This window comes from Legionella qingyii, assembly GCF_003184185.1.
In genome coordinates this window covers 1-26263 of sequence record NZ_QHJG01000014.1, presented here as the reverse complement: position 1 = coordinate 26263, position 26263 = coordinate 1, and the positions used below count along the sequence as shown (strand labels likewise).

The following is a 26263-nucleotide window of genomic DNA, read 5'->3' as shown; positions in this document are numbered from 1 at the left end:
TGAATTTATAAGTACTTTATGATGAAAAAAAATCTTTTCATCTAAACGGATTTATGTATGGTAAAAAAATCTTTAGGAGTAATAGTCCTCACGGCAAGTATAGTTTCTTTGGCTTTTGCTGATACACCTCAGCCACAACTTGCTCCTGCAACTACCTCAGTGCCTTCAAGTTATATGCCAGTGGTGATTCACGAAACGTTTCAAAGTATTTTGCAACGCATGAGCAGTGAAAAGCAGGCAATTAATGAGCGGCAACACGAACTGTTAAAGAAGCGTTATGATTTAAGCAATAACCCTTCTAAAACGGCAAAAATGTCCAATGGAAAACCCATACAAGAAGGTGTTCGTGTGAAACTTCCTGCGGGGGTGACCTGGGAGCAATTGGCCAAAATGAGTCCTGAGGATGTTAAGAAACAAGGCCTTTTTCCACAGGGCTTCTTGCCGTTACCTCATCCCAATCATCCAGAAGGTGGAATGTTATTTCCTAAATTTGCTATTGATGAAATTAAAAAACAAGAAGACAGGGATTTGACCCGTTTTGATTTGGATTTTGATATTCCAGATCATTTTTTACCTCCTTATCCTGCTCCTATTTATTTGACTACCCGGCCTGATCTCGGGGACATTTCTCAAGGTAAATTGGTTACCATCGAGAATTATTATGAATTGTTCAATGGTTTATTGAATCCAAAACAGCTGGAAGGGTTACGCCTGTTAGTTACCCCATTTCCGCAACAACAATTTAACCAAACTGAAGATCGACGTACTGTAAAACCCAGTCGGGGAGTCGCTTGCTTTGATTGTCATGCGAACGGGCATACTAATAAAGCAACGCATTTGGTTGGCGATATAAGACCCCAAGAGTTTCGTCATCGCATCAATACTCCAACATTACGAGGCTTAAATATCCAAAGGTTATTTGGATCTCAGCGTGCATTAAAATCAGTCGAGGACTTTACTGAGTTTGAACAAAGAGCAGCTTATTTTGATGGGGATCCTGTAATTGCAACTAAAAAGGGCGTCAATATTTTGGAACGTGGTAGCCAAGTTCATTTCATGGCTGAATTCCAAGAAATTTTGGATTTCCCTCCCGCTCCCAAATTGACTTGGGAAGGAACGCTAGATCCTGCCAAGGCAAGTCCAGCAGAGCTACGCGGACAGGAATTATTTTTTGGCAAAGGAAAATGCTCTAGTTGTCATACTCCTCCTTACTATACTGACAACACCATGCATAATTTACAGACCGAGCGATTCTATCAGCCACAAATGATTAACGGTATGAAAGCAGTTGGTGATGGACCTATAAAAACATTTCCTTTGAGAGGAATTAAAGATTCTCCACCCTATTTACATGATGGTCGTTTGTTAACTTTGGCAGATACGGTAGAATTTTTTAACCTGGTATTGCAATTACAGTTAACGCACGAAGAAAAGGCTGATTTGACAGCATTTATGGAAGCGCTTTAATACTCACTGTATAATTCTTTACATTGGTAGCCTGGACAAAGGCCAGAGGAGCCGCTACAACTTAGATTTTTTGCATTCCCGCCAAGGCGGGAACCTATTTCTAATCAAGTTCAACGCGTGCAAGAAAAAATTTCTGCCTTTGCGGGAATGACAATAATTCATGCGTCAATGGTGGTGAGGTACAGTGGCAACTTGGGTTTTCAGTCTTTTGCTGTTCGACCAGGCTGCTTGTTTATATGATAAATGGTCTATCTTAAATATTGGGATGGCAATTAAGTAACAAAAAATCAGGGGGAAAGGCTATGAAAAAATGGGGACTTGCGATAATCGCATACGTTCTGGTACATCATGTTGCCTTCGCACAACAGAATTGGAATGATTGGGTCGCTGGTGTTCGAGAGGAAGCTTTGCAACAAGGAATTTCGCCAGAAGTTTTTGATAAGGCGTTTGCAGGTATCCATGAGCCAAGCCATCAAATTAAGGGTTTTTTACGCTCCCAACCAGAACATCGACTCACGTTCATTAAATACCGTAACACACGCGTTGATAATTACAGAATTGCTATAGGGCGTAAAGAATTTAAAAAGAACCAAGAGGTCTTGGAGGCTGTGGCCAAAAAATATGGGGTAAATCCCTGCTTTATCGTTTCATTTTGGGGAATGGAAACCAGTTACGGTACTTATATGGGTAATTTCCCTGTAGTGAAAGCTTTAGCCACCTTAGCGTATGATTCCAATCGTAAAGAGTTTTTCCGTAAAGAATTATTCATTGCTTTGCATATATTGGATGAGGGACATGTAGATTTAGCTGATTTCAAAGGTGAGTGGGCAGGTGCCTCAGGTCAGCCCCAATTTTTACCTTCAAGCTGGGTGAAATATGCTGTTGATTATGATGGTGATGGACGAAAAGATATCTGGAGAAGCAAACCGGATGTCTTTGCTTCAATTGCAAATTACATGAAGCAAAATGGGTGGCAAACAGGTGAGCCTTGGGCTATCCAGGTCAAGCTACCTCGTAAATTCGATATGGCTATGGAAGGCAAAAACATCGTGAAGCCTGTGAGTGAATGGAATGCGCTGGGTGTGCGTACAGAAAATGGTGAGCCATTGCCTTATCAGAATCTGCAAGGCAGTATTGTTCAACCATTAGGCGGCCCTACCTTCTTAACCTTCCCTAACTATAAGATGATTTTGCACTATAATAATTCAATATATTATGCAGGAGCTATAGGTTATTTAGCGGATAAAATTTGCCAAGGGCAACAAAGGTAGCAGTATGGACGATTATCTTGATAAAACAGCCAGTTTAACCCCTTTAGCCAAAAGGATAATCTGTGATAAAGCCACAGAGTATCCTCACACCGGAGCATATAATTTTGTCATGACCAATGGCACTTATTTATGCAAACGTTGTGGTTTAGCCTTATTTCGCGGCTCAAGTCAATTCAGTTCCGGGTGTGGCTGGCCAAGTTTTGATGATAATATTGTTCATGCAGTAAAACAGATCCCTGACCGTGATGGGCAACGAATGGAAATCCTTTGTGCGCGCTGCGATGCTCATTTGGGGCATGTCTTTACCGGAGAGTACTTTACCCAAAAGAATTTACGCCATTGTGTGAATTCCGCCTCAATTGATTTTGTTGCAGACAGTCAGGTATTGGATACCGAAGAAGCGATAATGGCTGGCGGATGTTTTTGGGGCGTAGATCATTTTTTAAAACAAATACCCGGTGTGCTGCGTGTTGAAGTAGGCTATACAGGCGGTGTTACTTTAGAACCAAGTTATGACCAAGTCTGTCAGAGCAATACTGGGCATTATGAGGCAGTACGTGTTATTTATGATAAAACCAAGACCGATTATCATCATGTATTAAAGCGTTTTTTTGAAATCCATGATCCTACCCAGAAATCGGGACAAGGCCCTGATATAGGCCAGCAGTACCAAAGTGCCATATTTTATTATGATCAGGAGCAATTAGCTGAAGCAGAAACTTTAATCCAAATGTTGCAAAAAAGAGGCTATAACATTGTGACTCGCCTTTTTCCAGTACAAATATTTTGGCCGGCAGAAGAATACCATCAGGATTATTATGCCAAACATCATAAAGCACCTTATTGTCATCAACCAGTAAATCGTTTTGGTTAGGATCTTGGGGTGTGAGGGGTACGAATATGGAATTTACTTTTCGAATTGCTAAGAAAAAAGATAAAGAAGAAATTTTTGGCTTAGTCAAGAAACTCGCTGAATATGAAAAAAAGAAACCGGAAGAGATTCATTTAACCCTGGACAAAATTGAAGCACATGCTTTTGGCCGAAATAAATATTTTTATGTTTTATTAGCTGAATATAAGAAAAATCCAGCGGGTTTTGCTTTATATTTTTTTTCTTATTCCGTCCCAGCAGGAGCACCTGTTCTTTATGTTGAGGAGCTTTTTGTTGATGAGCTTTATCGTAATTATGGCCTGGGTACGTCATTGTTATCTAACCTTGCACAGTTGGCACTTGAGAAGGAATGTTGTCGCATGGAGGGGCATGCATTTACCTGGAATAAAAAAGCCATTGAATTCTACGAATTTATCGGGGCTCATCCACGTACGGATTTGTTGCAATTTCGCTTATCGGGCGAGCAATTGCAGAAATTAGCCGCACAAACTTAGTTCAGTTTTTCAGGACTGTACCTAAGAAAGCAAATCGCATCGCTTTTATAGCCCATACGAAGATATAGCTTGCTGCCATTAAATTAATGATTTTTTACCATTTCTCGAAGACAGGAAGTACTATCAGCACTATGCACACTAAAAGTGGATCTCCGCCTTCGCGGAGATGACACAGGTCTTTCATCGGGTGGTTATTTTCTGTTTAATCCATTTTTATGATGACGCCAATCAGGACATGTGAACGTTCATCCAAGGTATCGTAAATCAAAGTTCTAAGGAAAATCTGAGTTGGCTTAGCAAGGCCATCTCTTGAATAGCACTCTTAGATAATGACCGTTTATTAATAGGTTAATGTGGATGGCTGATGTTTCAAGGCGTCGCTATTTGATTTTCCTTGTTGTTTAAATACATCATGCTGCAAAGGCTGGCTAATGTCTCCTGTTAGAGTCCCTTGGGAACCTGGCATGAGTTGCATCATGGGATTATATGAAGCAGCGGTATTATTCCATTTACCTAATTCTTTTTGAAACGCAGAAAAATTAGCATCAGTACCATTTCCTTTGATCGCAAAAACAATATTTTTGAAAAAGTATTTATATTTTTCCTGGTTTAAGATTTCATGATATAAACTTGCTACTTTATCAGGGGGATTGCAAAAAGCACCGCAGCCGAAGGCGCCTAATATGATATTTTGTTGGTTGTTTTCAATAAGCGTATCCAGCTGGGCATGTATTTTTTTCCTCATACTTTCCTCATTAAACGGACGTGGAAAAAAAGGAATAGGAATTCCAAAAATTCTGCGGCGTAAATCATCTGCAGCAACACGCAATTCATAAAAAGGAAAAATTTTTTCTTGATCTTTTTGGGGATCAAGAAGCGTACTATTACTATCTCGAATCAATATAAGGGGTGTTAAGTTAAAATAAACCCTGCCTTTTTCGGCATTAATTAAAGAAGACATGCGAGCCGAATAATGGCGGGAATCTTGTAAATCTTCTTCTTTAATTGTAAAAGACCAATTTGTTCTTCGAGCGATATCCTCTTCCTGGCTTCCTTTCCGGTATTGAAAAACACCTCCTACATCATAAGCATTTGCAAAATTAACAACGGTTTGAATTTCACCTGTTTTTTTTGTCTGAATACGTGCTTCGGTTAAAGAATCATTTGAGGACACAAAAATTTTGCAAGCTGAATGGCCACGGTTGAAGGATTTTTTCCAAGCATGGAGATTTTTTTTCGCAGTTTCCTCGTAACGAGAGCGGTGTTGTTCATAATTTTGAACAACTTCTGCTAACTGAGTTCGATAGATTTTATCTTTGCCTTGAAGAAAAAAACTCATTATTTTTACATGGAGGGGTAAATCTTCTTCTTTAATATAACGTTGCCACATCTTCGTGCTTCTATAAGTTAAGTTGTTTGCCTTTTAACACATATATTTGATGAGATCAAATGTATGCCTACAATCCAGTTAGGCAACTTTCATCCCGTCACACCAGACAATTGTTGCTAAATCGATGATAACAAATTCGTCTTCGATTGGTATGTTCGGGAGATCACTCATCACCATCATCTGGTTGACCACTTTAAAAAAATCAGTAATTAGCGACAAATTCATCTCGGGCATGCGTGAAATAAAAAAGGGTGTGCGGTCGCAAGTAGAATCCTCGCGTGTGAGAATCTGCTTGGCTAATTTATAGGAAGTAATCACGAAGAACTTACCGGGTTTCCACCAAAACAACGCACCCATTTCTCGTAGATGATTGCTGAAGTAGTCGTTTGCTTTAACTGCATTAAAGTATAGGGTTTCATAATATTTGGATCCTTTTTTGTATGGAAACAGTCAAAGCTTAAAAGTTGAATTATACTTAAACAATATGAGCTTTTGGTCAAAATAACTATATTTTTAGAGGATATGTATTATGGCTCAATCAAAAGATGAGGAAGAAGATATTCCATTAGTTCCCCCGCAACAAACCGTGCAAAGTACAACTCGAATGGACAATTTACCAGAAGATGAAGAAGAGCTGGAGAGCAAAAAGAAGAGCGTTCGTATTCAAAGCGAACAGGCTGAAGCGCTCCTGGCGGCCTATAAAGAACATTGTGGGGCGAAATGGCTTAAAGATCATCCGCCCGAGAAAGATGAGAACGGTCGATTGACTTTATCTTTTAAATCAGAAGAAGACATGGCATCGTTTTTTGAAAAGCAGGCAAAATCAGGGCAAAGTTTTATTATGATCGATGCAGAAACCAATAAAGTGATTGCCTATTCAAATGGTGACGGGAAGCTCTATCAAACAAGCAAAGATGGCCCCAAAGAATATACAGGAGGTCCTTTGGCACCCAACAAAGAAGCGATGAAAGACCTTCCAGATTTCGATGGGTTTACAATGCCTGCAAAAGGTGAGCCCCAAGAGGAAATGGGGGCTAGGCTTCAACAATAAGGCTTAAGGCAACGGTTCTTTCTTATAATGCTCGTCGGCTTCTTTTGCTTTGCGCTGATTTTCTTGTAATTGCAGCGAATTAAGTTGTTGTTGCCAGAGCATAGCGGCCTGTGTTTTAAGCTGGTTAAACTTTCTTACCAATAATCCTAAATGAGCCGCCAGCATAGGGAGTTTTTTGGGACCAAATACAATGAGGGCAACAATAAAAATGACCAGAAGTTCACCGCTGCTCATGAGGGTTTGTTATCCTCTTTGGAGGGCTCGTTTGCTTGATTATCATTTAAGGCATTGCGGAAATTTCTAATCGCTTCGCCCAGATCTGTGCCTATGGTTTTTAATTTGGAAGTACCAAAAAGAGCAATAATAATGACTAGAATTAACAATAAAGAAAGAGGGCTGATTCCACTTAGTCCCATGTTTAGTTCCTCGTGTTATGGTTAATAAGCACAAATAGCCCCGTCAAAATAGCTCCCGTAAGGGCAAGAGGGGTGAGCTGTTTGTGATGGATAAGATGCAAATAGTCGAGCAGGCTGACTAAAAGAAAAGAAAGTCCCGCCCCGATTGCAATACTGTTCCAATGGACTGCTGGTTTTTCATTTTCAGGCTGAGCATTAGCACGTTCTTTATTTATTATTAATTCTTCTTTTTTAAGCTCTAGAAAATCAAAGAGCAGTTTTGGCATATGCGGCAATTGTTCCGCAAGAAAAGGCAGATTTCGTTTTAATTGGGTGAAAAAAGCTTTAGGGCCTATTTGATCTTTGACCCATTTTTCAAGAAAAGGTTTGGCAGTAGCCCATAAGTCCAGGTCTGGATAGAGTTGGCGTCCTAAGCCTTCTACAGCAAGCAGAGTTTTTTGCAATAAAATCAGTTGTGGTTGTACCTCCATATGAAAACGGCGAGCAACTTGAAAAAGGCGCAATACCACTTGTGCAAAGGAGATGTCTTTTAAAGGTCTTTCAAAAATAGGCTCACATACAGTACGAATAGCACTTTCAAATTCATCAACGCGGGTATTACGTGCAACCCAACCGGATTCAACATGCAGCTCGGCTACCCGCCGGTAATCCCGATTAAAAAAGGCCAAGAGATTTTCTGCTAAATAACGTTTGTCATTATCATTTAAAGTACCCATAATGCCAAAGTCAATGCAGATATATTGTGGGTCCTTGGGATTATTATAAGAAACAAAAATATTTCCTGGATGCATGTCTGCATGAAAAAAACAATCACGAAATACTTGGGTAAAGAAAATTTCTACCCCGCGCTCAGCCAGTTTCTTTATATCAACCCCATGTGCTTGCAGGCTTTTGAGATCGGACACCGGGATGCCATGAATTCGTTCGAGCACCATCACATTGGAGCGTGAGTAATCCCAATATATCTCTGGAATATACAAGATAGGAGAATGCTCAAAATTACGTCTTAATTGAGCCGCGTTAGCTGCTTCTCTTAATAGATCGAGCTCATCAAGTAAGGTATGTTCAAATTCTGTTACAATTTCTTTTGGTTTTAAACGTCTAATCTCCGGCCAATAGCGATCAGCCCATTTTGCAATAGTATGCATAATGCTCAAGTCTTGCTCAATGATGCGGCGCATGTTGGGTCTAAGCACTTTGACAATCACTTCTTCGCCCGTTTTCAAAGTCGCAGCATGCACTTGCGCCATAGAGGCCGATGCCAAGGGAATGGAATCAAATTCAGCAAAAACTTCATATGGAGACAAGCCATAGGCTTTTTCAATAATAGCCATTGCCTTCTCGCTAGGGAATGGCGGGACTTTATCTTGTAATTTGCTGAGTTCAATCGCTATATCCATAGGCAGAATATCAGGGCGAGTAGAAAGTGCTTGACCGAATTTAATAAAAATAGGCCCTAATTCTTCCAATGACTTACGAAGTGCCTCGCCATGCGATATCGGCTCCTTACGAAACCAATTCCATGGATTTAAATAGACAATGAAGCGTAACGGGGCAAATAATCTCAATGACACGACTACATTGTCTAGCCCGTTTTTGGCAAGAATATAATTAATATGAATAAGACGAATGAGCTTTTTAATTGGTTTCATAGCGGCTTATTAGTTGATTAACATGAGCTTGCAAACGTTCAACGCTCAAAGATAACTCGTCGACCGCAACAAAAAAATCTTCTAATTCGTATTTTGTCGGCATGACTCGTAATTCTTCTTGCAGATATTCCGATACATTTTGCTGCAAGGATTCATTCAATTTCTTTTTGAATGCCATTCCTTTGCGTACAAAAGAACCAATTTGATGGGCAACTACATCACCAGTAAAATGGGCCAGATGCCCCTCCCAATCAATATCCATTTCGTCAAACAGTTTTTTTACTTGTTGTCCTAATTCAGTATCCCCGGTCATGCGAATTTTATCATTAAACAAAGAGCGGGCCTTGGATGCTGGTAATAAACTTAAGCGGATTAAGCCTAAAGGGTTACTGTGAATTACCGTATCTGCTTCTCTGTCGTAGCAATCCAGTAAGATAATTTCTCCATCTTTAAAATGAATGAAAAAATTAACGTTCAATGGGCTTATAATTATTTCAATGGTTTTATTATCAAGCGCTTTCAGCCTGGCTGGCATCAGTTCATCCAGTTTGGCAGCTTTGTTAATGGCAATTTGAAGGGCCTTTAAGGAGTATTTTTTTAACATAATGCACTCAATATTTATAGGCAATGTGCAAGGCAACGATACCACCACTGAGATTATCATAGTGACAGTCTTCAAATCCCGCTCGCTCAATCATTTCTTTTAGTTTAGTTTGATTGGGATGCATGCGAATGGATTCAGCAAGGTATTGGTAACTGGCTTTGTCTTGCGCAATAAGCCCCCCTATTTTAGGTAAAATATTAAACGAATACCAGTCATAAATAGGTTTTAAGCCAGGGAATGTGGGGGTTGAAAATTCAAGAATCATCACTTTTCCGCCGGGTTTGCACACACGATACATCGAACGAAGTGCCTCTTCTTTGTCGGTTACATTTCTTAAGCCAAACCCCATAGTAATACAATGAAAACTATTATCAGCAAAAGGAAGGCATTGAGCGTTACCTTGTACGTAATCAATATTTTTATATAAGCCTTCATCTAATAAACGATCACGTCCTACATTAAGCATGGCTGAATTAATATCAGCGAGAACAACTCGGCCTGTATCGCCGACTTTTTTACAGAGTAAACGTGTTAAGTCGCCACTGCCGCCGGCTAAATCTAAGACAAATTGTCCGGCACGTACTTGGCTATGAGCTACCGTGTAGCGCTTCCAGAGGTGATGGATGCCCAAAGACATTAAATCATTCATCAAATCATAATTTTTTGCCACAGAATGAAAAACTTCAGCTACTTTCTTTTCTTTCTCATCCCAGCCAACAGTAGAGTAACCAAAATGGGTTTTTTTTTCTTGCTCAGTCATCAGGGAACACGGAGTTGTTATTTAATGCCCCATATTAACTGATCTTTGCCAAGATACCCAGCCCTGCATCGATACTTTTCAATTTAGGCTCAGTCACAATAAAAATATATCAACTTGATGTTATGGTGTTTGATTGCGTTTGGTTTATTAATTTCTACGATCTAATTATCAACAAATAATAGCTATTTATTAATATAAATTTATTGCAAAACAATAATTATCGGTGTAATCTTGGCGAATTCTCACTAAAGGGTATTTATCATGCAAAAAATAAAAAATACAAGCCATATACTTTATTTACTATTTCGTGGCCTTTGTTGGCTTATTCCATTAACAACAACCCTTTTGATTTTATTTAAACTCGATTGGATGTGTTCTATCGGAGCTTGGTCTTCTTTGATTTCTACCGAACAAATCCATAATCCTTCTCAATTTTCTTGGCTGCATCGAGGTATCTTGTTGGCGATTGAATGGATGCCCATGACCATTACTATTTTGATCTGCCATAAATTAGCCAAACTATTCAGGCTTTTTGAAAATGGGTATTTATTTGAAGAAGAAAACATCAAATTAATTAAACAGGTAAGTATTTATATGATTTTGGGTGAGCTGGTGCAGTTATTTTATCAACCTTTAATGACCGCCGCGCTTACTTTTAATAATCCTAAAGGCGAGCGTATAGCCAGTATTACCTTGAATTCAGCAAACTTATCTACTTTAATTACGGCGTTTATTATCTTGGTTGCTTCCTGGATTGTTCAAGAAGCAAATCAACTGAAATCAGAAACACAATTAACAATTTAAGGAATATTCTCGTGTCGATTATTGTTAATTTGGATGTGATGATGGCAAAACGCAAATGCAGGCTTAAGGAGTTGGCAGAGGCAATAGGGATTACTGAAGCGAATTTGTCTATTTTAAAAAATGGTAAGGCTAAGGCGATACGTTTTGCGACATTAGAAGCAATCTGTTCTTATCTAAAGTGTCAGCCTGGAGATATCCTTGAATATCAAGCGGAGTATTCATGTAAGACTGTAGATAGCTAGAAAGTACTTCAGGACTTACAAAAAAACCAATCTCTATGTTAAAAACATTTTTTGCCTCGACCTTGGCATTTTTCGTAAGCAACTCAAGGACAAGATCCTCTACATCAGAAAATAACTTCAACTACCAAAAATCAATGGGTTAGGTTGAAGTTATATAGACGTCCTGTACTTTTAAAGACATCGTTAATGTTTGTAGATACTGATGTTGATCAGAGGGATCGTATTTTTTTGTAAGAGCCTCAAACACTCGTCTAACTGTCCCATCCCTAATCAATTACTTACTAAAGTTCTATCTGTATTTCCTGTGTAGTCTTGGCAATTTCAACAACATTAAGGGAGTTTACAATAGAAGCTAGCTCTCCATTTTTTGCTGCCTCGGGAATATTTTTGATGTCGAAGGTTCTATCGTTTAACGAATTAACAATGCTATCAACGGCATTAAGTTTTGCTGTTCTTGAGCGAGTTTCACTTCCAAACCATGAGGCCCAGCAAGTATAGTACTCGCGTTTATCATTTTGCCGTTTATCTCTATATTCCATTAACTTTACTATTGCCTCATAGTAATTACTAAGAGCGTCATTCTTTACTTTATCACAATGATCTGGATTTTGCTTAAATGCTTGTACAATAGGCTTTATTGCAAATAGCTGCCTCTCAGGGAGTAAGGCTACTTTTAAATAAGCGTCTGATGGAGGGGCTGAGTGATCAATTTGACGGGGTACTTGAATATGCACAACGCCATCCGAACTGTCGTCAATAGAGGTACTATCATCAACAATAATAACGTTTTTAGCCTTATGTGATGTTTTATATTCAATAGCAGTTTCTAATTTTGTCTTTTTAATTGTCTGTACAATTTTAATATCTTTATAATCAATCTTTGCCTTTGTTAAAGCAGCTTCAATTTCCCGCACCCGAGCATATTTAGAGAAAATAATGATTTGATCACCGCGATTCTGCAGATCTTCGAAAACCTTTTTGGTTGTATCTGGAAAAAACAAAACTCTGTTGGGATTTCCCAATTGATTGTCTGAGCTTAGCGTGTCGCCCATATCAAACAAGACAATATCAGGCATAAAGTAACCTCAATATGAAAAACAAAAATTGTACTGTCAGTCGCTTATTTGGTCAATATGAAATTGTGATGACCGGTATGTGGGGATAAAGTTCATTGCTTCACGTGATCGCATTTTTACCTCTGATTCACTGAAAAAATATTTCAAAGGTTTGTTAATGTTTGCAGATATTGATGTTCATCAGGGGGGATATTATTTTTTTGTGAGAGCCACAAGCACTCAGCCAATTGCTCCATCATTAAATGCTCTACTGCCAATGAGTCATTGTATTTCTTAATTAAATTTTTATAGATTGCATTAATGCCCGCAGGACGATCGGTTGTGATTTGTTCTCTTATTGCAAGATGGAGTCCCATGTGCAGGAATGGATTAGGTTGTCCTGACTCGGGAAAATAAGATTGCTGCTGAAATTTATTTTGATTCTCAAGTATCTTATGGTATTCAGGATGAGCCAATATCACTTGAACGATCTGATTTTCTAAAGGGGATAACAGTTGTTTCTGTTGGTATTTTTCCCAACTTGAAAAAAACATCTGTCTTGTTTCTTGGATGGTGTCGCCGTAAAACATGTCTGCTCAGTATTTGTAAAAGGCTGAGTTTAACTGAAGTGGGTTCGAACAACAATGGGGAAGGTTTTTGATGTCTAGTACCTGGTTGACATGGATAAGTGGTTATGAGATATTCACCTTGCGAGGTTGGACTTGCTATGTGTCATTCCACTGGGTCAATTGGCGACACACTGATTGACCCTTTCTATTAAATCGATTTTCCAATTAATTCTGAAACTAGGCTTAAACAATCTGTGCCGAGTTTAATACCTATAAAAGCCATCAATAAACCACTGAGTAATTCGATTCCTTTCCATACGTTTGCTTTTGTCAGAACATCAGAAAAATATCGTGCAGTGAAGGTTAATGAGCTAAACCAAATCAAGCTTGAAGTAAGTACACCCAATAGAAAAATATGTTCTTGTTCGGGATATCCGCTGCTGCCGCCACCAATGATAACTAAAGAATCAATAATGGCATGTGGATTAAGTATGCTAAAACCTAAAGCCAGGAGAATGATTTGAGTCCTGGTACGTGGTTGAAGTTGGGTATTTTCTTCGGCTTCTGTTGATTTGGAAAACGCACTGGATAGTGTTTTTGCAGAATAAAAAAGTAAAAAAGCGGTGCCTAAGAGCATCATCCAGATTTGTAGAACAGGACGTAGCAAAAGCAACTCATGTAAGCCTGTAATACTGGAACAAATTAGAATAAAATCACAGATAAAACAGATAACTGCGGAGAGCATTGCGTGATTTTTTTGTGCACCTTGTTTAATCAAAAAAATGTTTTGCGGCCCTAATGCAATAATTAGTGACAAGCCTAAAAGTAAGCCGTTAAGATAAACAAACATAATCACGATATAAAAATAATCAAAGATAGCGATTATAACATTGCAACTTATGCATTGTGGAGTATAAAATGCGTCGATTATTCTGTCTCCGCAAGAGAAGCGTACAAAATAAGAACAAATAGGAGGGAGCGTGGGCTCTTTGTTACTAAGAAAGCTAATCGTCACTGCAACTGTGGCGGTGCTTGGCCTGGCAGGTCAATTATTACATGCAGAAAATGAACCTGCACAAGAAAAATTATCAATTATTGATGGATATTATCCTGCTTATCCACCGACTGCCCCAGCTACCGGTGAGCAACAGAATTTAATTCAGCGTGGAGAGTATTTGGCAAAGATGGGAGATTGTATTTCCTGTCATACAAATGTTAAAGCAGGCACTCCTGCCTATGCAGGCGGATTACCCTTAGAAACTCCTTTTGGAACATTTTATAGTCCTAATATTACTCCGGATAAAGAAACTGGAATTGGTAACTGGACTGAAAAAGATTTTATTCGTGCGCTTAAAGAAGGCCGCGATCCTCAGGGTAGAAACTATTTCCCAGTATTCCCTTATATCTATTTTTCTAAAATAACGGATGAAGATGCACGTGCTCTATATGCTTATTTTATGAGCTTGCCTCCTGTTAATTTACCCAACAAATCATTACCTTTCCCATTTAATGTTCCAGGTTCACGTTTTACGCTTTGGGGCTGGAATCTATTATTCTTTTTCCCTGAAGGGCATGGATTTCAATATGAAAAAGGCAGATCTCCTGAATGGAATCGAGGGAAATATATTGTTGATGGTTTAGGTCATTGTAGTATGTGTCATACTCCATTAAATCCTTTCGGTGCACCAAAGAATAAATATTATCTGACCGGTGGATTCGTTGATGGTTATTGGGCTCCAAACATCACTAAGTATGGATTGGAATCAGGAACCCATCAGGAAGTCGCTGATGTATTCAAATTGAATAAACTTCTCAATAATGCAGGCCCCGTAGCCGGTCCAATGGCGGAAGTAAACCATAACAGCCTGATGTATTTAACTGATGCAGATAGAATGGCTATCGCTACATACATTAAAACAGTAGTAAGTGAAGAACCCTTAGGGCTACCTGCTTCAAATGAACCACCATCACTGGATCGTGGAAAGCAAGTTTATTTTACTGCTTGTGTGATTTGTCATCAAGACGGGGCAATGAGTGCTCCTTTGTTGGGAAGTTCAGCGAGCTGGTATGAGCGATTAAAGAGTAGCGGTTTAACAGGATTATATAGCCATGCCATTGATGGATATAACTCGATGCCTATAAAAGGTGCTTGTGTGACCTGCTCTGATAACGACATCATTTCGGCTGTTGATTACATATTAAATGAGTCATTAACTCGCACACAATTGATAAATCTCAAATCAGGAGGCGCAGCAAAATTCCCTGCAAGTGGGGAAACTGTTTATAACGAACATTGCGCTGCTTGCCATAATGATGGAAAACAAGGTGCGCCTAAAATTGGTGATCAAGAGGCATGGAAATCCTTGATTGCAAAAAATATGGATGTATTGATTGAAAACACCGTTCATGGGAAAGATCATCCTAAAAACGGAGGCTGTAATCAATGCACCACGAATGAAGTAATCGAAGCAGTTAAATACATAGTCAATAAGTCTAAAACTGAAGGAAATTACTCATTGTGGTAGTGTCGTATTGCTGAACAAGAACCCCTACATAATCGTAGGGGAGACCAAATTAAAAATATATAAAACAAAATTGGAGCCAGCTTAAACTGGCTTTCTTGACAAGACGAGGAATGGTGATGTTAAACAGGTTAAAGATCTGTAGATTATTAACGATGCTAGGTGCCTGGGTTGCGAGCCGACCACTATTCGCGGCTGCGGATCATTGGCAGTTAAATATGTACAAAGGGGTGACCCCCGTCAGCAAAGACGTATACTACCTGCATATGGTTTGTATGGCTATTTGTGCCGTTATTGGGGTCGTTGTATTCGGTGTGATGATCTATTCCATGATTCATCACAGAAAATCCAAAGGATATAAGGCCGCGAAGTTTCATGATAATCCTCGATTAGAAGTTGTCTGGTCGATCATCCCTTTTTTGATTCTTGTTGGACTGGCAGTACCTGCTACGCGAGTTTTAATCCGCATGGATGATACAAAGCAATCCGAAGTAACTATAAAAATAGTGGGCTACCAATGGCGATGGCAGTATGAATATCTTGATCAGGGAATTAGCTTTTTCAGTAATTTATCTACACCGTTTGAACAAATTCAGAATAAACAGAAAAAGAGTGAGTGGTATTTACTGGAAGTAGATAAACCAATGGTTGTTCCTGTTAATAAGAAAATTCGCTTTCTTGTGACTTCAAATGACGTCGTGCACTCATGGTGGGTTCCAGAATTAGGTATTAAACGCGATGCGATACCCGGATTTATGTATGAAGCATGGGCGACGATAGAGAAACCAGGAACATATCGAGGTCAATGTGCGGAGCTCTGCGGGGTTAATCATGGATTTATGCCCATAGTTGTTGAAGCGGTCAGTCAGGATGATTTTGATAAATGGGTTGCAGCACAAACAAAAGCAGAAGATCAGTCTGCTACAGAAGAGGTAAATGTTGCTGCTCAGAAAACGATGACCCGAGATGAGTTACTCGCACTTGGAAAGCAAAAATATGACCAATTTTGTTCTGCATGCCATCAACCCGATGGAAAGGGTATCCCACCAATGTATCCTGCGCTCAAGGGTAGTTCTGTGGCAACAGGTCATCCTATTTCACGGCACCTGGATATAATTCTTAACGGTATTGCTGGTTCTGCAATGCAGCCGTATAAAGATCAACTTACTGATGAAGAAATTGCTGCGATTGCGACTTATGAACGTAATGCCTGGAATAACAACACTAATGATGAAGTCCAAGCCGCGGAAGTTGCTGCACAACGTCAGAAAGCTAATCAACAACCAACCATGGTTAATAAAGTTCAAGCTGGAGGTTTGCAATGAGTAGTTATACATTAGCGCACGATGAAAAACATGATGATCATGGTCCAGAACAGGGTAAAGGTATCTTGGGATTTATAAAACGTTGGTTGTTTACTACAAACCATAAAGATATCGGTTCCCTATATTTGTGGCTTGCAATGATCAGCTTCTTTTTGGCTGGTGGCATGGCTTTAGTTATTCGAGCTGAGTTATTTCAACCAGGTCATCGTTTTGTTGATCCCAATTTCTTTAACCAAATGACAACAATGCATGGCTTAATCATGCTGTTTGGTGTGGTAATGCCTGCTTTTACTGGAATGGCAAACTGGCAAATTCCAATGATGATTGGTGCTCCAGATATGGCTTTACCGCGATTAAACAACTGGAGCTTTTGGATTTTACCTTTTGCGTTTGCATTATTGCTTTCAACAACATTTCATGCAGGTGGTGGACCTAACTTTGGTTGGACCATGTATGCTCCTTTATCTACCAAATATGCACCTCCCAGTACAGATTTTATGATTTTTTCGATCCATATGATGGGTGTTTCATCCATTATGGGCTCGATCAATATTATTGCGACGATCTTAAATTTACGTGCACCTGGTATGACATTGATGAAAATGCCGATGTTCGTATGGACCTGGTTAATTACCGCCTTTTTGCTGATCGCGATTATGCCTGTATTGGCTGGAGCAGTAACCATGATGTTGGCTGACCGTCATTTTGGCACCAGCTTCTTCGAAGCAGCAGGTGGTGGAGATCCTATACTTTTCCAGCACGTATTCTGGTTTTTTGGTCATCCTGAAGTATATGTTCTTGTATTACCAGCTTTTGGTGTGATATCGGAAGTTATTCCCACTTTTAGCCGTAAGCCATTGTTCGGTTATTATTTTATGGTGTACGCAACAGTCAGTATTGCAATCCTGTCATTTATTGTCTGGGCGCACCATATGTTTACATCAGGCATACCATTGGGTGCTGAATTATTCTTTATGTACACCACAATGCTTATTGCCGTTCCAACAGGTATTAAAGTATTTAACTGGGTAAGCACTATGTTTCGAGGTTCCATGACTTTTGAAACCCCCATGTTATTTGCGTTAGCTTTTGTATTTCTATTTACCATAGGTGGGTTTACCGGTCTTATGCTGGCATTGGTACCTGCAGATTTCCAGTACCAAGATAGTTACTTTGTGGTAGGTCATTTCCATTATGTTCTGGTTCCTGGTGTCGTTTTTGCTCTGTTTTCTGCTACGTATTATTGGCTGCCAAAGTGGACTGGGCACATGTATAGTGAATTACTGGGTAAATGGCATTTTTGGTTATCCGTGATTTCGGTAAATATTGCATTCTTCCCTATGCACTTCTTAGGGCTGGCTGGAATGCCCAGAAGGATTCCGGATTATGCATTGCAATTTACTAATTTTAATATGATCTCTTCAATTGGTGCCTTTATCTTTGGGTTTACGCAACTTCTATTTTTATATAACGTGATTGCTACTGTAAGGAAAAAAGGGACTAAAAAAGATATTGCTGCTGGAAGAGCATGGGAAGGAGCATATGGTTTAGAGTGGACGTTACCTTCGCCACCTCCATACCATACTTTTACAACTCCGCCCAAACTTGATTTATAGGTTTGTTGTATGAAAAAACAAAAAGGGCATCACAGGCTAATTGTTATCCTATCTGGTCTTGTGCTGGGGATGTTTGCCTTCGGATTTGCTTTAGTACCTATTTACAATAGTTTATGTAAATCACTGGGTATTAATGGAAAAACAAATCCTGAGGCGGTAGCCTATGATGCAGCCAAAGCGAAAGTTGACAAAAACAGAGAAATAACTGTTGAGTTTGTTGCGACAAATAACAGTGGAGTACCTTGGGCATTTTATCCCAAAACTCGAAAAATAACGGTACATCCCGGCGAAATAGCAAAACTTGCTTTTTATGCTGAAAATAAAACGGATCATCCGATGACAGTACAGGCAATACCTAGTGTCACACCAGGTATTGCTGCTAAGTATCTGAAAAAGACTGAGTGTTTTTGCTTTACCCGGCAAACATTAAATGGACATGAGGCAATGAATATGCCTTTATTATTTCATTTGGATGCTGATTTACCCGAAAAGGTGCATACAGTTACTTTGTCTTATACTTTATTTGATGTAACAGATAAGGGTTAGTATAAACCTGGCAATCCTGATTGTACGCAGACGCGCGATAATCGCAGGGTAATCATGCAGGTTTGGCAATTTTAGTAGGTTACATTCTCCCGATTATAGGGAGAGTGTCTAAAACAGATTAATGCCTGTTTATAATTATACTATCTTGGTCTTAAGACTTTGATTTTTTTGCTTTGATGCTCAAGAACAAAGCCCTACGGCTCAATCTAGACAATTCTAAATAGGCCCTATTAATACAGGAGATAAAAATATAATGGGAGCACATGGTACTTATTATGTCCCTAAGCCAAGCCATTGGCCTTTGGTTGCATCATGTGGGTTGACTACTACTCTTGTGGGAGCTGCATCTTGGCTTCACCATGATTGGTATGGACCCTACATATTCGCTATTGGTCTAGGACTCATGATTTTTATGTTATTTGGTTGGTTTGGCCAAGTGATTTATGAAAACTCGAAAGGAGTCTATGACGAACAGGTTGATAGATCATTTCGTTGGGGAATGTGCTGGTTTATTTTTTCTGAGGTCTGTTTTTTCGGCGCATTTTTTGGTGCCCTATTCTACAGCCGACTCTGGTCTGTCCCTCTTTTGGGCGGTGAAGTACATCCAATTACACACTTTACATTATGGCCTGATTTCAATTCAACGTGGCCTATATTAGTTAACCCCGATAATAAAGTTTTTGCCGCAGCTCATGAAGGAATGGGGGCATGGGGGTTAGCTGCAATAAACACTCTGATTTTATTGACCTCTGGAGTCACCATTACCTGGGCACACTGGGCTTTAAAGTTAAGAAAGCAAAAACAGCTAATTACCGGTATGGTTTTAACCATTTTATTAGGATTGTTGTTCTTGGCCTTACAAGGCTATGAGTATCATGAAGCATATACAGAGATGAATTTAACGTTGTCTGCTGGTATTTATGGAACGACATTTTTTATGTTAACTGGATTTCACGGGTTACACGTAACTTTGGGTACAATTATGTTAATTGTTATCGCAGTTCGTTGTAAATTGGGTCATTTTACTCCAGAACGACATTTTGCTTTTGAAGGTGTAGCGTGGTATTGGCACTTTGTCGACGTAGTCTGGTTGTTCTTGTTTGTTTTTGTCTATTGGTTATAAGTAATACGATAGCGAGAGCCCGGGTGCGGCAAAGCGAGACCCGGGATTTCATCACACTAACCCATATCCTTCTTTACAGTACTTCGTATTGTTTCTATGGCAACTTCATAAGCGCGTATTAATCAACAAACCAGGTTGAAATTGAATTTCTTGAATTGATAATTGATAGGTAAAAAATGAGTGAGTGAATTGAATTTCCTCGATAATAGCCTGGCCACGAAAATGTTTGGCAAAAAAGGCAATCTCAATGTTCTTTTCAATATATGCTTCACATTTTAATTCCAGTTTTTCTTCGGACAAACTAAGTAACTGGCCAATATATTCATTCTCGCCAATCTTAATAAGTACATTAACAGGCTGGACAGGCTGAATTAACATTGCAGTCTCCAAGCAATATAACCAGCTTATAGTTTAATTGTAGTATAAATATTGAACTCATTTTATGTTTTGAAATAAGGAAACATTAATAGCTGGATTGATAGCAGATTTATATTAGTACTAATACTGTTATCCCAGCTATTATTAAGTATCTTTGAAACAATTTTATATGTCGACAATACGACAGTCCCTTCCATTTTTTATTTATTAAGATAATATATTGATCATATTAATATTTTTTTTAAACCCAAGTAAATTAATCGGTCTAATTAATTAATAAATAAGCAGTTTTTAATGTTTATTAATGTATAGCCCGTCTCTTCAAAAACAATAGATGCCATCCGATTTATGATAAGTAGGAACTACCATGAAAATACAAATAAGTTTAAAAGGTCAGACGAACAAGGAATATGCTCAACCCGATCAAGATGGGGATAGACTCGATTACCTCTCGTGGTGTCTGCATGCAGCAAATAAAGCCTTAGAACAAAAGAAACCTTTATGGGCAGTAGAAGAAGTGTTTATTAAATTGCTAGAAAAAAATTCTCAAACTAATATGCTCTATAATTTGGGACCAGCGAAGTACAAAGAGCTTTTGAATAGATTAGCTGACATTCAAAAAGGGAAAGTTCAATTTAGTTCGATGGTATTAAAAGGCTTAGACACTGATGGTCTTATTTTAATAGAGCTCCAACAGTCGGATAAAAGTTTGAAGATGGAAGATACTGAAGCAAATGCAAATGCATCTTTAATTTTCAAGTAAGTTTCTTGATGTATGGTACGCTAAAAAAAGACCGTACTTAATGCTTTTATTCCTCTAGCTTTCTAGGTTGATACTAAGTTGATGAACCTATCCGGTTCAACCTGGGTTTCACTAGCTAAACCCAGGTTGAGTACTCAAATTTGACTTTTCTTCAAGATTTCAACTCGTGAATAACAGACAGGAGCTTACTAACAGGCACTGGTTAACTGATCAATAATACTCTGCAGACTGTGTTCATCGTTATAATGAATAACTAATGAACCTTTACCTGCTTTTCCAGGTTTAAGTTTAATTGAAGCTTGTAAATGTTGAGAGAGATTTTTTAATTGATCGTGGTATACATGAGAAAGATCGCTCTGCGGTTGTTGCTCATTTGTTTTACCTAATTTAATTCGCTCAACCAATTTTTCTGTTTCACGTACAGATAAGTTTTTGGCAATGATAAGTTGAGCCACCTGATTTTGTTGTTCTTCTTCTAACATGAGCAATGCACGGGCATGTCCCATATCCAGATCACCATGTTCTAAAAGTTTTTTGACTCCGGCTGATAGAGCCAATAATCGCAAGAAATTGCTTACAGCCGCTCTTGATTTACATAAAAGATCAGCCACTTGTTGATGTGTTAAGGAAAACTCATGAGTGAGTCTATGCATGGCACGTGCTTGGTCCATAGCATTCAGGTCTTCACGCTGTAAATTTTCAACTAAGGCCATAGCCATTGCAGTTTCATCATCAACTTGCTTCAAAATAACGGGGACTTCTGTCAGGCCTGCTAATTGGCTAGCTCGCCAACGACGCTCACCTGCAATAATTTCATAACGACCATCACTTAGTTCGCGAACCAATAGCGGTTGTAGCAGCCCCTGTTTTTTGATTGATTGGGCAAGCTCCATTAAAGGAGCCTCTTCCATTTCACCACGGGGTTGATATTTTCCAGGTTGCAGAGAGTCTACTGCGAGTTTGAGACTTTCAGCTTGCGGTTTCTCATTTAAAATAGAGCTACTCGATTGGCTTAATAACGCGGATAAGTTACGCCCTAAACTACTACGCTTTACTGTCATAAATTACCCCATTTATCCTGCTACAGTCTGTTTATTAATCAACTCGGAAGCGAGTACCATATAGGCTGCTGCACCTGGTGACGTTTTATCATAGTGTAAAGCTGGCAGTCCATGGCTTGGTGCTTCAGCAAGTCTGACATTACGCGGTATTACGGTTCTGTAGACCTTACTTGGAAAGTGTTCTATGAGTTGTTTTGATACCTCTGAACACAATCGGTTACGAGCATCGTACATGGTTCGTAACAGTCCCTCAAGATGTAAACGAGGATTTACTGATGCTTTAACTTGCTCAATAGTTGAAAGCAGAGCAGCTAACCCTTCCAGTGCATAGTATTCACATTGCATAGGAATAAGCACAGAATCAGCAGCAACAAAAGCATTAATAGTCAGTGTATTCAAAGCGGGTGGGCAATCAATCAGGATAAAATCATAGTTATTTTGAATGGGCTGTAGTGCTTTATATAAAAAGGTTTCACGGTGATTGCGTTCCATTAGGCTAACTTCAGCTACCGTTAAATCATCATTGCCCGGAATTAAATCATAACCACTGGTTGTGGCAAGGCATGCTTGTTCTGCAAGACAATCATGCAGTAATACATCATTGGTTGTATGAACCAATTGGCTTTTATCGACACCACTACCCATAGTGGCATTGCCTTGAGGATCCAAGTCAATCAGTAAAACCTGTTGTCGATTTGCTGCCAAAGACGCAGCTAAATTAATCGCTGTAGTGGTTTTGCCTACTCCACCTTTTTGATTGGCAATGGCTATAACTTTTGCCATGATTTATTCCTTGGTTAAACTCGAATAAGTAGCGAGCATTCAGTATCTGTTCACATTTTAACCATCCTGGCCACACTATTCTGATTTTGGCTCAAGCAAGCGAAATGTTAACAGCTCTTAGGGTGTTAACTACTTTTTCTCGGTTGATTTTTAATAATGACGCAACAACGCTCGCCTTCAATACCTGCAACAGTATAACGCTCTACCGAGCAGTTTTGTTTTATCTCATTCAATTCAGAATCAGGATAACGTCCCTTCATTGCCAACCAAATTCCATCATCGGCAATAAGATGTTGTGTCCATTGGATCATTTGTTCCAGGCTACTAAAAGCGCGACTTACTACTGTATCAAAACCTTGAGTTGGGTGGTAGTTTTCGACCCTAAATTGTACAATCTCCACATTTTTTAAGTTGAGTTGCCGCTTCACTTCGTTTAAGAAACGAGTTTTTTTACCATTAGAGTCCAATAAAATAAAGTTAAAATCAGGCCTGGCTATAGCAAGAGGGATACCCGGCAAGCCGGCGCCCGTTCCTACATCTATAATGTGCTTGCCTTTAAGCCAAGGTAAAATTGCCAGGCTATCTAATATATGTTTACCAACCATAGACTCAAGATCTCGGATTGCAGTGAGATTATATGCTAAATTCCACTTGTTCAGTAAGAATAAATAATCCATCAAAGATGCACTAAGTGCATCCAGATCAAATTGTTGCAAACCTTCTTTAAGCTGCGATTGTATTCGCGTTATTTGTTGCTTCATACCTCAATTCGCTGTTTTTTTAAATGCACCAAAAGCAGGGACAAGGCAGCAGGAGTGACACCTGAAATACGGCCAGCTTGTGCTAAAGTAGACGGTCTTATCTTCGTCAACTTTTGAATCACTTCATTAGATAATCCTGTGACCTCGCTATAATCGAGTGATTCGGGAAGCACAGTGTTTTCTTGTTTACGCATTTTTTCTATGTCTTGTTGTTGTCTATCGATATAGCCTGCATATTTATTCTGAATTTCTATTTGTTCGCTAACTTCTGGTAACAGTTCAGGTAAATTTAAATCCTCGAGCATTAATAAATGCTGATAATTAATCTCTGGACGTTTCAGGAACTCTGATGCTCTATTATCATGCTGCATCGGATTGAGCAGAATATCTTTTAAGATCTCATTATGTCCTACACGAACCCAAGTCTGGTGCAGCAGTGCTTGCGTGGATTCTATTGCTTCACTTTTTGTAGCGAAGTGTTGCCAACGCTCATCGCCTACCAAGCCTAATTCTCTACCTTTAGCAGTTAAGCGTAAATCTGCGTTATCTTCTCGCAGAAGCAGGCGATACTCAGCACGAGAAGTGAACATTCTATAAGGTTCTTGAGTGCCGCAAGTAATCAGATCATCAATCAATACACCAATATAAGCTTCATCACGTCGTGGACACCAAAGTTCTTTATCTTGTACTTGTAAAGCCGCATTCATTCCGGCGATGATTCCTTGAGCAGCCGCTTCTTCATAACCTGTTGTGCCATTGATTTGGCCTGCAAAAAACAAGTTGGGGATTGGCTTGGTTTGCAAAAATGAAGTTAAGCCACGTGGGTCAAAGTAATCATATTCAATGGCGTAGCCTGGTCGGGTAATATGGGCATTCTCAAAACCTTTAATCGTACGTACGAACTGCACTTGTACCTCAAAAGGAAGGCTTGTCGAAATGCCATTAGGATAGATTTCTTCTGTAGTTAATCCTTCGGGTTCAACAAAGATTTGATGGGATAATTTATCAGCAAAACGAACAATTTTATCTTCTATAGAGGGACAATAACGCGGTCCCACGCCTTCAATAACACCCGCGTACATCGGTGATTGATGCAGATTATTACGAATAATTTCGTGCGTTGCTTCAGTTGTATGAGTAATATGACAAGGTACTTGTTGCGGATGATCGCTGGCATGACCTAAATAAGAAAACACCGGTATCGGTGTATCACCCGGCTGTACGGTCATTTGGCTGTAATCTAAGGATCGACGATCGATCCGTGGCGGTGTACCCGTCTTTAAACGGCCAACGGGCAAATCAAGATCTCGTAAGCTTTTTGCCAGGGCTACCGAAGGTGGATCTCCTGCGCGACCTCCTGCATATTGATTCATCCCTACATGAATTTTTCCTCCCAAAAAGGTACCAACAGTCAGTACTACTGCGCGCGCTCGTAAGACCAGGCCCATTTGAGTAACAACAGCAGTTACTCGGTCTCCTTCAATTAATAAATCATCAACAGCTTGCTGAAACAGGGTCAGGTTTTTTTGCGTTTGCAATTGCTCTCTAATTGCTTGGCGATAGAGGACCCGATCTGCTTGCGCACGTGTAGCACGGACCGCAGGCCCTTTCGATGCATTAAGAGTACGAAATTGAATCCCCGCCTTATCTGCAGCTTTAGCCATAGCGCCATCTAGGGCATCAATTTCTTTCACCAAATGGCCTTTTCCTATCCCACCAATGGCAGGATTACATGACATTTGACCGAGCAAATCCATGTTATGAGTAAGTAATAAGGTCTGCGCCCCCATACGTGCTGCTGCTAGAGCGGCTTCTGTACCGGCATGTCCACCACCTACAACAATAACATCATATATTTTTTCAAGATTCATGACTGATCAATATTTGCATAACAAAAAGAGGAATTATACACTTTTTTGTTCATTGTCCCAACATTAAAGATTGAGATGCCTGTGCGGAAACATCAGTTATTGAAGAATTCATTCATCATGATCAATCTTATATTACCTCAAAATGGTCAAATTCCTTCGATATGTATCGATTAGAGTATTAATTCTGTTTGATCAGGAGACAATAAAAAATTTGTTAAATGGTCAAAAAATGAACTGTCATCGTAATAATAAGACTTTCTCTGGTTTTTCTTATGTGGCGCGATGTGCCGAGTCTCAAAGATTGGGAAAAATTATGTGGAAAAAGTGGGTTAACTACAACTGAGATTAATACCTTTCTTGTTGCTATTACCCATGCATTGCAAAAATATCATTCAATTCCAAAAACAAAACTAGAGTTTTTTTAAGATCGATGATGAGAAATTAAAAATTATTCCCAAAGACTCTTTAGCGGAACTTCTACCCCTAAATACAATCCGCTTAAAAAACCTATCTTATAAACGAGGCATGGCGTTTGAGGGTGCGGCTTTTGTATGGGATAAATATAATGACAATTTATTCCATGTCCATCTTCATAAGGCTGGAATGTACCATCACTCGTCACTTTTTAATGGACGTAGGGTGCGTTGTGCTGGAATGTGGTTGGTTCAAGATGGGATGGTCGCGATGATTAGTAAAGCAAACCGAAATTAACTCCTGTTCACATCAGAGTGACATCGAGGAGATGCAATTTAATTCATTGGCACGGGCATGAGTGAGTATTTAGGCAGGGCGATTTCATCAAAGTTTAAGAATAGAACAGATTGATATGAGAATTCCCAGATGTTTA

30 protein-coding genes are annotated in these 26263 nt (G+C 39.3%); 15 read left to right on the top strand and 15 right to left on the bottom strand.

What is annotated here, in order from left to right:
* Window positions 1-57 precede the first annotated feature (57 nt).
* From DGG96_RS09655 to DGG96_RS09640, 4 genes are all read left to right on the top strand, one after another.
* Window positions 58-1467, top strand: coding sequence for a cytochrome B6 (locus DGG96_RS09655; RefSeq protein ID WP_110142242.1), 1410 nt, complete (start codon window positions 58-60; stop codon window positions 1465-1467).
* A 302-nt stretch (window positions 1468-1769) separates the two neighbouring features.
* A complete protein-coding gene (locus DGG96_RS09650) occupies window positions 1770-2738 on the top strand; it encodes a lytic murein transglycosylase (protein WP_110142241.1) in 969 nt (322 codons plus the stop codon).
* Between the two features lie 4 nt (window positions 2739-2742).
* Window positions 2743-3612: a bifunctional methionine sulfoxide reductase B/A protein gene (locus DGG96_RS09645; protein ID WP_110142240.1), complete on the top strand. Its 870-nt coding sequence runs from the start codon at window positions 2743-2745 to the stop codon at window positions 3610-3612.
* A gap of 26 nt (window positions 3613-3638) precedes the next feature.
* Entirely contained in the window at window positions 3639-4124 is a 486-nt protein-coding gene (locus DGG96_RS09640; RefSeq protein ID WP_110142239.1) for a GNAT family N-acetyltransferase, read from the top strand.
* A 340-nt stretch (window positions 4125-4464) separates the two neighbouring features.
* Here the strand turns inward: DGG96_RS09640 and DGG96_RS09635 are convergent, their stop codons facing one another.
* Window positions 4465-5514: a poly(ADP-ribose) glycohydrolase domain-containing protein gene (locus DGG96_RS09635; RefSeq protein WP_110142238.1), complete on the bottom strand. Its 1050-nt coding sequence runs from the start codon at window positions 5512-5514 to the stop codon at window positions 4465-4467.
* Between the two features lie 78 nt (window positions 5515-5592).
* A complete protein-coding gene (locus DGG96_RS09630) occupies window positions 5593-5871 on the bottom strand; it encodes a hypothetical protein (protein ID WP_240610444.1) in 279 nt (92 codons plus the stop codon).
* A 172-nt stretch (window positions 5872-6043) separates the two neighbouring features.
* Between DGG96_RS09630 and DGG96_RS09625 the strand changes: the two genes are divergently transcribed.
* Window positions 6044-6565 carry a hypothetical protein gene (locus DGG96_RS09625; RefSeq protein ID WP_199742189.1) on the top strand — a complete coding sequence of 174 codons (522 nt, stop codon included), beginning with the start codon at window positions 6044-6046 and terminating at the stop codon, window positions 6563-6565.
* Window positions 6566-6568: 3 nt separating this feature from the next.
* Here the strand turns inward: DGG96_RS09625 and DGG96_RS09620 are convergent, their stop codons facing one another.
* From DGG96_RS09620 to ubiE, 5 genes are read right to left on the bottom strand one after another with little or no spacing between them, the layout of a single operon-like run.
* Window positions 6569-6799, bottom strand: coding sequence for a Sec-independent protein translocase subunit TatA/TatB (locus DGG96_RS09620; RefSeq protein ID WP_110142237.1), 231 nt, complete (start codon window positions 6797-6799; stop codon window positions 6569-6571).
* Entirely contained in the window at window positions 6796-6981 is a 186-nt protein-coding gene (gene tatA, locus DGG96_RS09615; protein WP_110142236.1) for a twin-arginine translocase TatA/TatE family subunit, read from the bottom strand. Before tatA ends, DGG96_RS09620 begins: the two co-directional genes overlap by 4 nt.
* A gap of 2 nt (window positions 6982-6983) precedes the next feature.
* Complete coding sequence (ubiB, locus tag DGG96_RS09610) at window positions 6984-8633, bottom strand: ubiquinone biosynthesis regulatory protein kinase UbiB (protein WP_110142235.1); 1650 nt, start codon at window positions 8631-8633, stop codon at window positions 6984-6986.
* Window positions 8620-9237, bottom strand: a complete 618-nt coding sequence (locus tag DGG96_RS09605; protein ID WP_110142234.1) for a ubiquinone biosynthesis accessory factor UbiJ — start codon at window positions 9235-9237, stop codon at window positions 8620-8622. Before DGG96_RS09605 ends, ubiB begins: the two co-directional genes overlap by 14 nt.
* 7 nt (window positions 9238-9244) lie before the next feature.
* On the bottom strand, window positions 9245-9997 hold the full coding sequence (gene ubiE / locus DGG96_RS09600; RefSeq protein WP_110142233.1) for a bifunctional demethylmenaquinone methyltransferase/2-methoxy-6-polyprenyl-1,4-benzoquinol methylase UbiE: 753 nt from the start codon (window positions 9995-9997) through the stop codon (window positions 9245-9247).
* Window positions 9998-10258: 261 nt separating this feature from the next.
* Between ubiE and DGG96_RS09595 the strand changes: the two genes are divergently transcribed.
* Both DGG96_RS09595 and DGG96_RS09590 read left to right on the top strand, forming a co-directional pair.
* On the top strand, window positions 10259-10801 hold the full coding sequence (locus DGG96_RS09595) for a DUF2975 domain-containing protein (protein ID WP_110142232.1): 543 nt from the start codon (window positions 10259-10261) through the stop codon (window positions 10799-10801).
* Window positions 10802-10812: 11 nt separating this feature from the next.
* The gene (locus DGG96_RS09590; protein WP_110142231.1) at window positions 10813-11043 is read left to right on the top strand and encodes a helix-turn-helix domain-containing protein; all 231 of its coding nucleotides are present in this window, start codon (window positions 10813-10815) and stop codon (window positions 11041-11043) included.
* Between the two features lie 281 nt (window positions 11044-11324).
* Here the strand turns inward: DGG96_RS09590 and DGG96_RS09585 are convergent, their stop codons facing one another.
* From DGG96_RS09585 to DGG96_RS09575, 3 genes are all read right to left on the bottom strand, one after another.
* Window positions 11325-12119, bottom strand: a complete 795-nt coding sequence (locus DGG96_RS09585) for a hypothetical protein (protein WP_110142230.1) — start codon at window positions 12117-12119, stop codon at window positions 11325-11327.
* A gap of 143 nt (window positions 12120-12262) precedes the next feature.
* The gene (locus DGG96_RS09580; protein WP_110142229.1) at window positions 12263-12688 is read right to left on the bottom strand and encodes a DUF1841 family protein; all 426 of its coding nucleotides are present in this window, start codon (window positions 12686-12688) and stop codon (window positions 12263-12265) included.
* Between the two features lie 187 nt (window positions 12689-12875).
* The gene (locus tag DGG96_RS09575; RefSeq protein WP_110142228.1) at window positions 12876-13517 is read right to left on the bottom strand and encodes a LysE/ArgO family amino acid transporter; all 642 of its coding nucleotides are present in this window, start codon (window positions 13515-13517) and stop codon (window positions 12876-12878) included.
* A gap of 130 nt (window positions 13518-13647) precedes the next feature.
* Here DGG96_RS09575 and DGG96_RS09570 point away from each other — a divergent pair, with 130 nt between their 5' ends.
* The 5 genes from DGG96_RS09570 to DGG96_RS09550 all read left to right on the top strand — a co-directional run bounded on the left by DGG96_RS09570 (window position 13648) and on the right by DGG96_RS09550 (window position 19799).
* Window positions 13648-15192, top strand: a complete 1545-nt coding sequence (locus tag DGG96_RS09570) for a c-type cytochrome (RefSeq protein WP_110142227.1) — start codon at window positions 13648-13650, stop codon at window positions 15190-15192.
* Window positions 15193-15308: 116 nt separating this feature from the next.
* Window positions 15309-16514, top strand: coding sequence for a cytochrome c oxidase subunit II (gene coxB, locus DGG96_RS09565; protein WP_110142226.1), 1206 nt, complete (start codon window positions 15309-15311; stop codon window positions 16512-16514).
* Complete coding sequence (ctaD, locus tag DGG96_RS09560; RefSeq protein WP_110142225.1) at window positions 16511-18130, top strand: cytochrome c oxidase subunit I; 1620 nt, start codon at window positions 16511-16513, stop codon at window positions 18128-18130. The genes coxB and ctaD overlap by 4 nt, the downstream gene beginning before the upstream one ends.
* Before the next feature lie 9 nt (window positions 18131-18139).
* Window positions 18140-18676: a cytochrome c oxidase assembly protein gene (locus DGG96_RS09555; RefSeq protein ID WP_110142224.1), complete on the top strand. Its 537-nt coding sequence runs from the start codon at window positions 18140-18142 to the stop codon at window positions 18674-18676.
* A 253-nt stretch (window positions 18677-18929) separates the two neighbouring features.
* Window positions 18930-19799 carry a cytochrome c oxidase subunit 3 gene (locus DGG96_RS09550; RefSeq protein WP_110142223.1) on the top strand — a complete coding sequence of 290 codons (870 nt, stop codon included), beginning with the start codon at window positions 18930-18932 and terminating at the stop codon, window positions 19797-19799.
* Between the two features lie 105 nt (window positions 19800-19904).
* Here DGG96_RS09550 and DGG96_RS09545 read toward each other — a convergent pair whose 3' ends face one another.
* Window positions 19905-20177 carry a hypothetical protein gene (locus tag DGG96_RS09545; RefSeq protein ID WP_110142222.1) on the bottom strand — a complete coding sequence of 91 codons (273 nt, stop codon included), beginning with the start codon at window positions 20175-20177 and terminating at the stop codon, window positions 19905-19907.
* Window positions 20178-20544: 367 nt separating this feature from the next.
* Between DGG96_RS09545 and DGG96_RS09540 the strand changes: the two genes are divergently transcribed.
* Window positions 20545-20940 (top strand): hypothetical protein, encoded by a 396-nt coding sequence (locus DGG96_RS09540; RefSeq protein ID WP_110142221.1) that lies wholly within the window; start codon window positions 20545-20547, stop codon window positions 20938-20940.
* A 188-nt stretch (window positions 20941-21128) separates the two neighbouring features.
* On the opposite strand, the gene DGG96_RS09535 is transcribed toward DGG96_RS09540, so the two are convergent.
* The 4 genes from DGG96_RS09535 to mnmG form a co-directional block, all read right to left on the bottom strand.
* Window positions 21129-22001 carry a ParB/RepB/Spo0J family partition protein gene (locus tag DGG96_RS09535; protein WP_110142220.1) on the bottom strand — a complete coding sequence of 291 codons (873 nt, stop codon included), beginning with the start codon at window positions 21999-22001 and terminating at the stop codon, window positions 21129-21131.
* Between the two features lie 12 nt (window positions 22002-22013).
* Window positions 22014-22784, bottom strand: coding sequence for a ParA family protein (locus DGG96_RS09530; protein WP_058468562.1), 771 nt, complete (start codon window positions 22782-22784; stop codon window positions 22014-22016).
* Window positions 22785-22909: 125 nt separating this feature from the next.
* Window positions 22910-23545, bottom strand: coding sequence for a 16S rRNA (guanine(527)-N(7))-methyltransferase RsmG (gene rsmG / locus DGG96_RS09525; RefSeq protein ID WP_110142219.1), 636 nt, complete (start codon window positions 23543-23545; stop codon window positions 22910-22912).
* Entirely contained in the window at window positions 23542-25416 is a 1875-nt protein-coding gene (gene mnmG / locus DGG96_RS09520) for a tRNA uridine-5-carboxymethylaminomethyl(34) synthesis enzyme MnmG (RefSeq protein WP_110142218.1), read from the bottom strand. Before mnmG ends, rsmG begins: the two co-directional genes overlap by 4 nt.
* Window positions 25417-25688: 272 nt before the next feature.
* Between mnmG and DGG96_RS20830 the strand changes: the two genes are divergently transcribed.
* Together DGG96_RS20830 and DGG96_RS09515 are read left to right on the top strand one after the other, a co-directional pair.
* Window positions 25689-25841, top strand: a complete 153-nt coding sequence (locus DGG96_RS20830) for a hypothetical protein (RefSeq protein WP_165831593.1) — start codon at window positions 25689-25691, stop codon at window positions 25839-25841.
* Window positions 25842-25941: 100 nt separating this feature from the next.
* Entirely contained in the window at window positions 25942-26127 is a 186-nt protein-coding gene (locus tag DGG96_RS09515; protein ID WP_110142217.1) for a hypothetical protein, read from the top strand.
* Window positions 26128-26263: the final 136 nt, after the last annotated feature.

Excerpts from the sequence above, each read along its gene's own strand:
- DGG96_RS09585 (WP_110142230.1), bottom strand. The coding sequence starts at position 12,119 with ATGCCTGATATTGTCTTGTTTGATATGGGCGACACGCTAAGCTCAGAC.
- DGG96_RS09645 (WP_110142240.1), top strand. The coding sequence starts at position 2,743 with ATGGACGATTATCTTGATAAAACAGCCAGTTTAACCCCTTTAGCCAAA.
- DGG96_RS09575 (WP_110142228.1), bottom strand. The coding sequence starts at position 13,517 with ATGTTTGTTTATCTTAACGGCTTACTTTTAGGCTTGTCACTAATTATT.
- ubiE (WP_110142233.1), bottom strand. The coding sequence starts at position 9,997 with ATGACTGAGCAAGAAAAAAAAACCCATTTTGGTTACTCTACTGTTGGC.
- DGG96_RS09540 (WP_110142221.1), top strand. The coding sequence starts at position 20,545 with ATGAAAATACAAATAAGTTTAAAAGGTCAGACGAACAAGGAATATGCT.
- DGG96_RS09625 (WP_199742189.1), top strand. The coding sequence starts at position 6,044 with ATGGCTCAATCAAAAGATGAGGAAGAAGATATTCCATTAGTTCCCCCG.
- DGG96_RS09650 (WP_110142241.1), top strand. The coding sequence starts at position 1,770 with ATGAAAAAATGGGGACTTGCGATAATCGCATACGTTCTGGTACATCAT.
- ubiB (WP_110142235.1), bottom strand. The coding sequence starts at position 8,633 with ATGAAACCAATTAAAAAGCTCATTCGTCTTATTCATATTAATTATATT.
- DGG96_RS09605 (WP_110142234.1), bottom strand. The coding sequence starts at position 9,237 with ATGTTAAAAAAATACTCCTTAAAGGCCCTTCAAATTGCCATTAACAAA.
- DGG96_RS09580 (WP_110142229.1), bottom strand. The coding sequence starts at position 12,688 with ATGTTTTACGGCGACACCATCCAAGAAACAAGACAGATGTTTTTTTCA.
- DGG96_RS09630 (WP_240610444.1), bottom strand. The coding sequence starts at position 5,871 with ATGGGTGCGTTGTTTTGGTGGAAACCCGGTAAGTTCTTCGTGATTACT.
- DGG96_RS09620 (WP_110142237.1), bottom strand. The coding sequence starts at position 6,799 with ATGAGCAGCGGTGAACTTCTGGTCATTTTTATTGTTGCCCTCATTGTA.
- tatA (WP_110142236.1), bottom strand. The coding sequence starts at position 6,981 with ATGGGACTAAGTGGAATCAGCCCTCTTTCTTTATTGTTAATTCTAGTC.
- DGG96_RS09530 (WP_058468562.1), bottom strand. The coding sequence starts at position 22,784 with ATGGCAAAAGTTATAGCCATTGCCAATCAAAAAGGTGGAGTAGGCAAA.
- mnmG (WP_110142218.1), bottom strand. The coding sequence starts at position 25,416 with ATGAATCTTGAAAAAATATATGATGTTATTGTTGTAGGTGGTGGACAT.
- DGG96_RS09635 (WP_110142238.1), bottom strand. The coding sequence starts at position 5,514 with ATGTGGCAACGTTATATTAAAGAAGAAGATTTACCCCTCCATGTAAAA.
- DGG96_RS09545 (WP_110142222.1), bottom strand. The coding sequence starts at position 20,177 with ATGTTAATTCAGCCTGTCCAGCCTGTTAATGTACTTATTAAGATTGGC.
- DGG96_RS09640 (WP_110142239.1), top strand. The coding sequence starts at position 3,639 with ATGGAATTTACTTTTCGAATTGCTAAGAAAAAAGATAAAGAAGAAATT.
- DGG96_RS09655 (WP_110142242.1), top strand. The coding sequence starts at position 58 with ATGGTAAAAAAATCTTTAGGAGTAATAGTCCTCACGGCAAGTATAGTT.
- DGG96_RS20830 (WP_165831593.1), top strand. The coding sequence starts at position 25,689 with ATGTGGCGCGATGTGCCGAGTCTCAAAGATTGGGAAAAATTATGTGGA.
- DGG96_RS09555 (WP_110142224.1), top strand. The coding sequence starts at position 18,140 with ATGAAAAAACAAAAAGGGCATCACAGGCTAATTGTTATCCTATCTGGT.
- DGG96_RS09535 (WP_110142220.1), bottom strand. The coding sequence starts at position 22,001 with ATGACAGTAAAGCGTAGTAGTTTAGGGCGTAACTTATCCGCGTTATTA.
- rsmG (WP_110142219.1), bottom strand. The coding sequence starts at position 23,545 with ATGAAGCAACAAATAACGCGAATACAATCGCAGCTTAAAGAAGGTTTG.
- ctaD (WP_110142225.1), top strand. The coding sequence starts at position 16,511 with ATGAGTAGTTATACATTAGCGCACGATGAAAAACATGATGATCATGGT.
- coxB (WP_110142226.1), top strand. The coding sequence starts at position 15,309 with ATGTTAAACAGGTTAAAGATCTGTAGATTATTAACGATGCTAGGTGCC.
- DGG96_RS09550 (WP_110142223.1), top strand. The coding sequence starts at position 18,930 with ATGGGAGCACATGGTACTTATTATGTCCCTAAGCCAAGCCATTGGCCT.
- DGG96_RS09595 (WP_110142232.1), top strand. The coding sequence starts at position 10,259 with ATGCAAAAAATAAAAAATACAAGCCATATACTTTATTTACTATTTCGT.
- DGG96_RS09515 (WP_110142217.1), top strand. The coding sequence starts at position 25,942 with ATGGCGTTTGAGGGTGCGGCTTTTGTATGGGATAAATATAATGACAAT.